The organism is Arthrobacter sp. TB 26 (assembly GCF_000427315.1).
Lineage (GTDB): Bacteria > Actinomycetota > Actinomycetes > Actinomycetales > Micrococcaceae > Arthrobacter.
The window spans coordinates 1-7,034 of the sequence record NZ_AUPJ01000421.1; the positions used below are offsets into that span (position 1 = coordinate 1).

7 protein-coding genes and 3 pseudogenes are annotated in these 7,034 nt (G+C 67.7%); 5 read left to right on the plus strand and 5 right to left on the minus strand.

Annotation, left to right across the window (positions count from 1 at the left end; all coding sequences use genetic code 11):
• From K789_RS0116100 to K789_RS0116120, 5 genes and pseudogenes are all read left to right on the plus strand, one after another.
• Positions 1-518: pseudogene (locus K789_RS0116100) on the plus strand (LiaF domain-containing protein); the annotation flags it as partial.
• A 1-nt stretch (position 519) separates the two neighbouring features.
• Positions 520-816 carry a hypothetical protein gene (locus K789_RS0116105; protein ID WP_024367653.1) on the plus strand — a complete coding sequence of 99 codons (297 nt, stop codon included), beginning with the start codon at positions 520-522 and terminating at the stop codon, positions 814-816.
• Between the two features lie 3 nt (positions 817-819).
• Positions 820-1,074 carry a PspC domain-containing protein gene (locus K789_RS0116110; RefSeq protein WP_024367654.1) on the plus strand — a complete coding sequence of 85 codons (255 nt, stop codon included), beginning with the start codon at positions 820-822 and terminating at the stop codon, positions 1,072-1,074.
• A 157-nt stretch (positions 1,075-1,231) separates the two neighbouring features.
• On the plus strand, positions 1,232-2,257 hold the full coding sequence (locus K789_RS0116115; RefSeq protein WP_024367655.1) for a 6-phosphofructokinase: 1,026 nt from the start codon (positions 1,232-1,234) through the stop codon (positions 2,255-2,257).
• Positions 2,258-2,309: 52 nt separating this feature from the next.
• Positions 2,310-3,020 (plus strand): GNAT family N-acetyltransferase, encoded by a 711-nt coding sequence (locus K789_RS0116120; protein ID WP_024367656.1) that lies wholly within the window; start codon positions 2,310-2,312, stop codon positions 3,018-3,020.
• 23 nt (positions 3,021-3,043) lie between these two features.
• Here the strand turns inward: K789_RS0116120 and K789_RS23330 are convergent.
• The 5 genes and pseudogenes from K789_RS23330 to K789_RS0116145 all read right to left on the minus strand — a co-directional run.
• Positions 3,044-4,569: pseudogene (locus K789_RS23330) on the minus strand (DHA2 family efflux MFS transporter permease subunit).
• A gap of 75 nt (positions 4,570-4,644) precedes the next feature.
• The gene (locus K789_RS0116130) at positions 4,645-5,208 is read right to left on the minus strand and encodes a PadR family transcriptional regulator (protein ID WP_024367657.1); all 564 of its coding nucleotides are present in this window, start codon (positions 5,206-5,208) and stop codon (positions 4,645-4,647) included.
• 121 nt (positions 5,209-5,329) lie between these two features.
• A complete protein-coding gene (locus K789_RS0116135) occupies positions 5,330-5,725 on the minus strand; it encodes an ankyrin repeat domain-containing protein (protein WP_024367658.1) in 396 nt (131 codons plus the stop codon).
• The gene (locus K789_RS0116140; protein WP_024367659.1) at positions 5,722-6,807 is read right to left on the minus strand and encodes a YgfZ/GcvT domain-containing protein; all 1,086 of its coding nucleotides are present in this window, start codon (positions 6,805-6,807) and stop codon (positions 5,722-5,724) included. The genes K789_RS0116135 and K789_RS0116140 overlap by 4 nt, the downstream gene beginning before the upstream one ends.
• 22 nt (positions 6,808-6,829) lie before the next feature.
• A pseudogene (locus K789_RS0116145) lies at positions 6,830-7,034 on the minus strand (flavodoxin family protein); the annotation flags it as partial.

Here is a 7,034-nt window from a genome sequence, read left to right on the forward strand (position 1 = left end):
CCAGCAACGCCGTCGTCTGGGCCAGCGCCGCCGTGGTCCTGGGTCTCGGCATCCTCATCGCCGGGCTCCGGGGCCGCACCTCGGGCATCCTCGGATTCTTCGCCGCGGTCGCCCTGATCGTCGGCGGCATCTTCAATGTGCTCCCCAACGGCGACCGCTTCCGCCCGCAGAACGCCGACTGGTCACCGGTGAGCATCGAGCAGGCGCAGGGTGGATTCGATATCACGGCCGGCACCGGGACCGTGGACCTGACCCGGCTCTCGCTCAACCCTCCGCTGGAAACAGATCTGGTGGTCCCCATTGACGCGACGGCAAGCAACCTCACGGTGGTTATCCCGGACACTGTTCCGGTGGAGGTCCGCGCCGACATGACCATGGGGAACCTCAACGAAGGCAGCCAGAACCACGGCGGCATGACCACCCAGCAAAGCAGCTACAACACCGGCATGCCGGGAGCGACACTGGTCGTGAAGATCAACGGCACCTTCAGCAACGTCACCATCAAGGAAGGGAACTGACATGAGCAGCTATGACGCACCGTCCGGCAGCCCGGAAGGCAGCAGCCCCGCCACTCCCCCGCGCTCCGGCGCCCCGGAGCCGCCGGAGGATTCCCCGCCCCGCGTGGGCACCATCGTCTGGGGGCTGATTGTGGTGGCCCTCGCCGCACTGATCATCGTTTCCCAGCTTGGCATCGTCGCGCTCAACGGCACCTACGTGGTGATCGGCCTGATGATCGGCGCGGGGGCGGCACTCGTGGTGGGCGGGCTGCTTTCGGCCCGCGGACGTGACAAAGCAGCATCGACAGGGAAGTCTTGAACCATGGAAAAGTTCTTCAGCACCGTCAGGGGCCTCGGCCTGAAACGTGGTCCGCAGCGCTGGTTGGGCGGTGTCTGCGGCGGCATCGCAGCCAAGCTGAATGTGGATGTCGCGTTCGTCCGGATCGCGTTCCTGCTCTTCGCGTTGCTTCCCGGTCCGGCCTTCGTGTTCTATCTCGCGGCCTGGCTGCTCCTCCCGGACCAGCGGAACGCCATCGTCCTTGAGACGTTCCTGGCGAACCGTTCGTCCCGCCCCTAAGATCCGGCCCGCGAGACGGGAAGTGCCCCTGCCGCCCGGCGGGGGCACTTCGCCGATGTCACCGTTTGTGTCCCGCCCCACATGCGCTACTAGACTCTAGGTGAGCTCAGCGTGGCGCTCTGCCTGTAACCCTCCGAACCAGGATTTGAGCCGAGACATGAAAATTGGAATCCTCACCAGTGGCGGCGACTGCCCCGGACTGAACGCCGTCATCCGTGGCGCCGTCCTGAAGGGCATCGCCGTCCATGGCCACGAATTCGTGGGGTTCCTGGACGGCTGGCGCGGCGTCGTTGAGGGCGACACCATCGATATCCCCCGCACCATGGTCCGCGGCATCGCCAAGCAGGGCGGGACCATCCTGGGCACTTCCCGCACCAACCCGTTCGAAAACAATGGCGGGCCCGAGGTCATCAAGGCCAATATGGACCGGTTGGGCATCGACGCGCTCATCGCCATCGGCGGGGAAGGCACCTTGGCCGCGGCCAAGCGGCTCACCGACGCCGGCCTGAAGATTGTGGGCGTCCCCAAGACCGTCGACAATGACCTCGACGCAACGGACTACACCTTCGGCTTCGACACCGCCGTCGAGATCGCCACCGAGGCGATCGACCGGCTGCGGACCACCGGCGAGTCCCACCACCGCTGCATGATCGCCGAGGTCATGGGACGCCACGTGGGCTGGATCGCCCTGCACGCGGGCATGGCCTCGGGCGCCCACGCCATCCTGATCCCGGAGCAGAAAGCCTCCATGAAGCAAATCGCCGAATGGGTCGTCTCGGCGCGCGACCGCGGCCGCGCGCCGCTCGTGGTCGTCGCGGAAGGCTTCGTCCCGGACGACCAGGAAACACCGCACTCCGAACGCGGGCTGGACACCTTCGGCCGTCCGCGGCTGGGCGGGATCTCCGAGCGGCTGGCCCCCGAACTCGAGGCCATGACCGGCATCGAAACCCGGGCCACGGTCCTGGGCCACATCCAGCGCGGCGGAGTCCCCACCGCGTTCGACCGTGTGCTGGCGACCCGCCTGGGCATGGCCGCTATTGATTCGGTCGTCGAAGAACGCTGGGGCACCATGGTGTCCCTCAACGGCACCGACATCGTCCACGTGGGCTTCGACGCCGCGCTCGGCAACCTCAAGACCGTCCCGCAGTCCCGCTACGACGAGGCCGCGGTCCTCTTCGGCTGAGCCCCCCGATCCTCTGCACTGAGCCCGACACGCCGGTGGGTAGGGTGGAGCCATGACACTTGAGCCCGGTTCGGTCAATATCATCCAGCTCGCGTGGGCCCGCCGCCTGGGCCTCGACGACGGCGCGTTTGCGGCGGCCGCGGGCGAACGCATCGCACGTGCCGACGAGTCGGCCCGTGCCGTCCAGTTTGTCCGGCTGTTCGGCAATTCCGCCCTGGTGGGACCGCAATGGGCGCTGGATGCCGCCGGCGGGCTGTCCGACGGGGAACTGGCACAGCACGGCACCCTGTTGACCATCACGCGGGACCACGGCGGCCACGGGCTCGGCGCCGCGGCCCTGTTCTTCGCGGACGATCTGCCCCTGCAGCAGCCCGCGGAGGAGCTGACCGTCTCGCAGGGCAGCCCGGAAGCGGTCGAGCTGGAAGCCGCCTGCCCGCCGGATGACGTCAACGAGGTGGGCCTCTCGGACCTCGAGCACCGCTTCACCATCATGCACGTGGAGGACGGCCGCCGGACCCCGGTGGCGTGCGGCGCCTACACCGAGTGGGAGGGCATCCTGGCGCAGATGGGGGTGCTGGTCGCCCCGGAATGGCGCCGCCAGGGACTGGGCTCACTGGCCGCGTCAATCGCGGCCCATGAGGCCCTCGCCTCCGGGCTGACGCTGCAGTGGCGCGCCGATGTCAGCAACAAGGGCTCGCTGGCCATCGCCCGCAGCCTGGGCTTTGCCGCCGGCGGCATCCAGACCAGTGTGCTGCTGGGCTGAACCGGCAGCACACTGGCGTCGCCTCAGCGGGACTGCACCTCGGCGCCCTTGGCGCCCTTGGACGTTGCCGGCACGGAGCCGGGCGTGCCCCAGCCCTGTATCGGCTGGGGTTTGGCAAAGAACAGCACCACCGCCATGCCGATCAGGATGACAGCAGCGGGCAGCAGGATGGACTGGCCCATCGCCGTCGAGAACCCCTCCTGCAAAGCCTCGGGCAGTGTGCCACCAAAAGACATCGGGCTCGCCCCGCCGGATCCCCCCGGAACCGCCGGAAGCTCTGCCGCGAGCCGCGCCTGGATCAGGACCGCGATGGCGGCACTGCCCAGCACTGCCCCGATCTGGCGGGTCGTGTTGTACACGCCGGAACCGGCGCCGGCCNNCGCGGCGGCAGGTTCCGGGTGGCGGTCGTACTCAGGGGCGCCCAGATGCCGGCGTTCGCGAAACCGAGCACGGCACTCGGCAGCAGGAACAGCAGGATCGGCGTATCCGGGTGCATCAGGACGGCATTCCAGGTCAGCGCCACGGACATCAGGAGCAGACCGGACGCGGTGATGAACTTCGGATTGACCCGGTCGATGATCTTGCCCACGACGGGCGCAAGGCCGCCGGAAATGAGCGCCATCGGCACCATCATCAGCGCTGACTGGGTGGGGGTCAGCCCGCGGACGATCTGGAAGTAGAAGATCAGCGGCAGGGTGAAGGAGGTGATGGCGAAGCCGACGGTGGTGATGCCGATGTTCGCCAGGGAGAAGTTCCGGTCCTTGAACAGCGACAGCGGCAGCAGCGGCTCGCCCTTATTCACTTTTTGCCACACGACAAACGCCACCAGCACGACGATCCCCGAGATAATGAGCCCCCAGACCGTGATGGGTCCGGTGATGGTGCCCCAGTTGTAGGTCTCGCCTTCCTGGATGCCGAACACCAGCAGGAACAGCCCGACGGCGCTGAGCAGCACGCCGGGGATGTCGAACTTGTGCGGGTGGGTGCTCAGGGCGGGCACGTAGCGAAGTGCCAGGAAGAATCCGACGAGGCCCACCGGGAGGTTGATGAAGAAGATCCACTCCCAGCCGAGGCCGTCGACGAGGACACCGCCCAGGATCGGTCCCACCAAGGTCGCGACGCCGGCGGTGGCGCCCCAGATGCCCATCGCGGCGCCGCGCCGGTCCGGCGGGAAGATCCGGGTGATGACGGCCATGGTCTGGGGTGTCATCAGCGCGGCGCCGAAACCCTGGAAGACCCGGGCCAGGATCAGCGTCTGCACGTCGCCGGAGAGCCCGCACCAGAGCGACGCCAGGGTGAAGACGACGAGCCCCGTCAGGTACAGCTTCTTCGGGCCGAAGCGGTCTCCCAGCCGGCCGGTGATCAGGAGCGGCACGGCGTAGGCGAGCAGGTAGGCGCTGGTCACCCAGATCACCGCGTTGATGTCGGCGTTGAGGCCTTCCATGATGCGGGGGTTGGCCACCGAGACGATGGTGGTATCGATCAGGATCATAAAGAACCCGATCACGAGGGACCACAGCGCCGGCCACGGCCTGGCAACGATTTCCATGGGATTCCTTACGGGTCGAAACGGGTGGTTGTTGTTTTTCACAGGGTGTTCGTCGGGGCCAGGGCCCGGGATGGGCTACCAGGCAAGCTGGCCGCTGCCGAGCTGGTCCTGGAGATTCCGGATCCAGCCGATCTCGGCGTGCAGCATCACCTGCTGGTAATCCATGTCGATCCAGTACTTGCGCTCGACGCCCTTCGTCCGCACCCGGTCCTGCGCCGCGGCGAGGAAGTCCAGTTGCTCCTGCAGGTCCTTGAGGCGGCGGTCGAGCAATTCGGTCACGACGCCGGCCGGAAGGTTGTACGCTTCCGAGACGGCGAGCGGGAACGAGGGGTATTCGTTGACGGGGCTGGCCAGCATGTCCTGAATCCTTTGGGTGAGGGCTGCCCGCCCGGCCCCGGAGATCTCATACGTAGTGCGTTCGGGACGGTTGCCTTCACGGTCTGTGCCGGTTGCCAGGACCAGGCCCTGCTCCTCGAGCCGTCCCACCGCGTGGTACAGCGTTCCCGGCCGGACCTTCACGAGCCGGTCCTCATGCCGCGCCATCAGGAGCTGGTACATCTCGTAGGGATGCATGGGTTCTTCGACCAGCAGGGAGAGAGTGGCGACACCCAGCGGTGTCAGCGGCGCGGGTCGGGCCATGGAGCGTTGTCCTTCACGCGGTTCCTGTCAACGCGGCCAGAAGCCGCGGTTATTATTCCATTAGAACTATTCCACATGGAGTATGAGGACACAAGATACCCATCGGGCCGCCGCGACGCGTTCAGCCCAGCAGGGCCAGGATGTCCTTCCGGTCGAACATCTGGGCGGCTGCCCGGGCGGAGGGCGTGCCGGCGTCGGGGTCGGCGCCGGCGTCGAGCAACACCTGCGACACATCCGTGTAGCCCTTGAATACGGCACCGGCAAGCGGCGTCTGGCCGCGGTCGTTGGCGGTATTGGCGTCTCCGCCGTGCGCCAGGATAAGCCGGACGGTGTCGGCGTGGCCGTGGTAGGCCGCGAGCATCAGCAGGGAATCCCCGGCCGCGTTCGTCAGGGTGGCCGGGACTCCGGCGGCGAGGTAGCCGCCGAGCAGGGCGGAGTCACCCTGACGGGCAGCATCGAGGAGCCTGTGGGCCAGGGCCAGGGTCTCCTCGTCCGGCGCGGTGCTGCCCTCCGTCATCGGGTCCCCCTCAGGAAACCGGTCTGCCGCCCCACGACCTGGCCGGCGTCGGGAGCCACAATGACTTCCTGTGCTGCGGTGTAAGGCTCGTCGCCGTCGAGGACGGTCAGTACTTCCTCCGGCGCGACCGAGCGTTTGACCACGGCCAGGGCCACCGGCCCCATTTCGTAGTGCTGCGCCACGGATGTTACGGTGCCGACCTTGCGGTCCCCGGAACGGACCTCGCTGCCGACTGCGGGCATGGTGTGCTGCGAGCCGTCGAGCTGCAGGAACACCAGCCGGCGCGGCGNCGGGTGGCCCAGGTTGTGGACCCGGGCCACGGTCTCCTGGCCCTTGTAGCAGCCCTTGTTCAGGTGCACGGCGGTGCGGAGCAGGTCGAGTTCGTGCGGGATGGTCTTGTCGTCGGTTTCGGCACCCCAGCGCGGCCGCCACGCTGCGATGCGCAGGGCTTCGGCTGCCCAGACGCCGGCCAGCGGGCGTTCGCCGGCCGTGGCTTCAAGCTCCGCAGCCGGGACGAGGTACTCGAACCACGGCCGTTCGAGGCCGGGGTGGGAGTCCTCCCCTACCACCGCGTAGGAGTAGCCGCCGGCGCCGACATGCGGCCATGGGTCTTCCCAGACAAGCAGCCCGGACCATTCGGGCACCGGCAGGGTGGACCCCAGCACGGCCCAGTCCGCCGACACGTCGGCGATCTCGACCCGGAGCATGAACTTCATCTTGTTGAGCCACTCCGCCAGCGGCCCGGCCTCGGCTGCCTCGACGATCAGCCAGGTCGTGGCGCCGTCGTCCACCACCCGCGCGTCGAATTCGATCCGGCCCTGCACGCTCAGGAGCAGCAGCTCGCTGGACTGCCCCGGCGCCAGGTTCGTGAGCTGCTGGGAGGACAGCGTGTTGAGCCAGCTCAGCCGGTCCGGCCCGGTAACGGTGACGACGCCGCGGTGCGACAAATCGACGACGGCGCTGCCCGCCGCCAGCGCCCGCTGTTCGCGCAGCGGTTCGCCATAGTGGGAGGCGACGCCGGCGTCAGCGCCGCCGGCTTCGACGGCGCCGGGGCGCGCGAGCAGTGGGCTCTTGGTAGTCATATGTAGTAGAAGTCCTCAGCGGTTAGCGGTATTCCGGATTTTCGAAGTCAAACCTGGTCCCGGCTTTCCAGGCCTCGGGCAGGTTTCCGTAGGCAGGAATGCCGCCTGCATCCTTGAGCATCCGGGCCAGGTGCAGCATGTTCCACGTCATGAAGGTGGTGTTGCGGTTGGTGAAATCATTTTCGGGACCGCCGGAACCTTCATCGAGGTAGCTCGGGCCCGGCCCG

Bases quoted from the DNA above. Each gene is read 5' to 3' on its own strand.
- K789_RS0116105 (WP_024367653.1), top strand. From the start codon at position 520: ATGAGCAGCTATGACGCACCGTCCGGCAGCCCGGAAGGCAGCAGCCCC.
- K789_RS0116110 (WP_024367654.1), top strand. From the start codon at position 820: ATGGAAAAGTTCTTCAGCACCGTCAGGGGCCTCGGCCTGAAACGTGGT.
- K789_RS0116115 (WP_024367655.1), top strand. From the start codon at position 1,232: ATGAAAATTGGAATCCTCACCAGTGGCGGCGACTGCCCCGGACTGAAC.
- K789_RS0116120 (WP_024367656.1), top strand. From the start codon at position 2,310: ATGACACTTGAGCCCGGTTCGGTCAATATCATCCAGCTCGCGTGGGCC.
- K789_RS0116130 (WP_024367657.1), bottom strand. From the start codon at position 5,208: ATGGCCCGACCCGCGCCGCTGACACCGCTGGGTGTCGCCACTCTCTCC.
- K789_RS0116135 (WP_024367658.1), bottom strand. From the start codon at position 5,725: ATGACGGAGGGCAGCACCGCGCCGGACGAGGAGACCCTGGCCCTGGCC.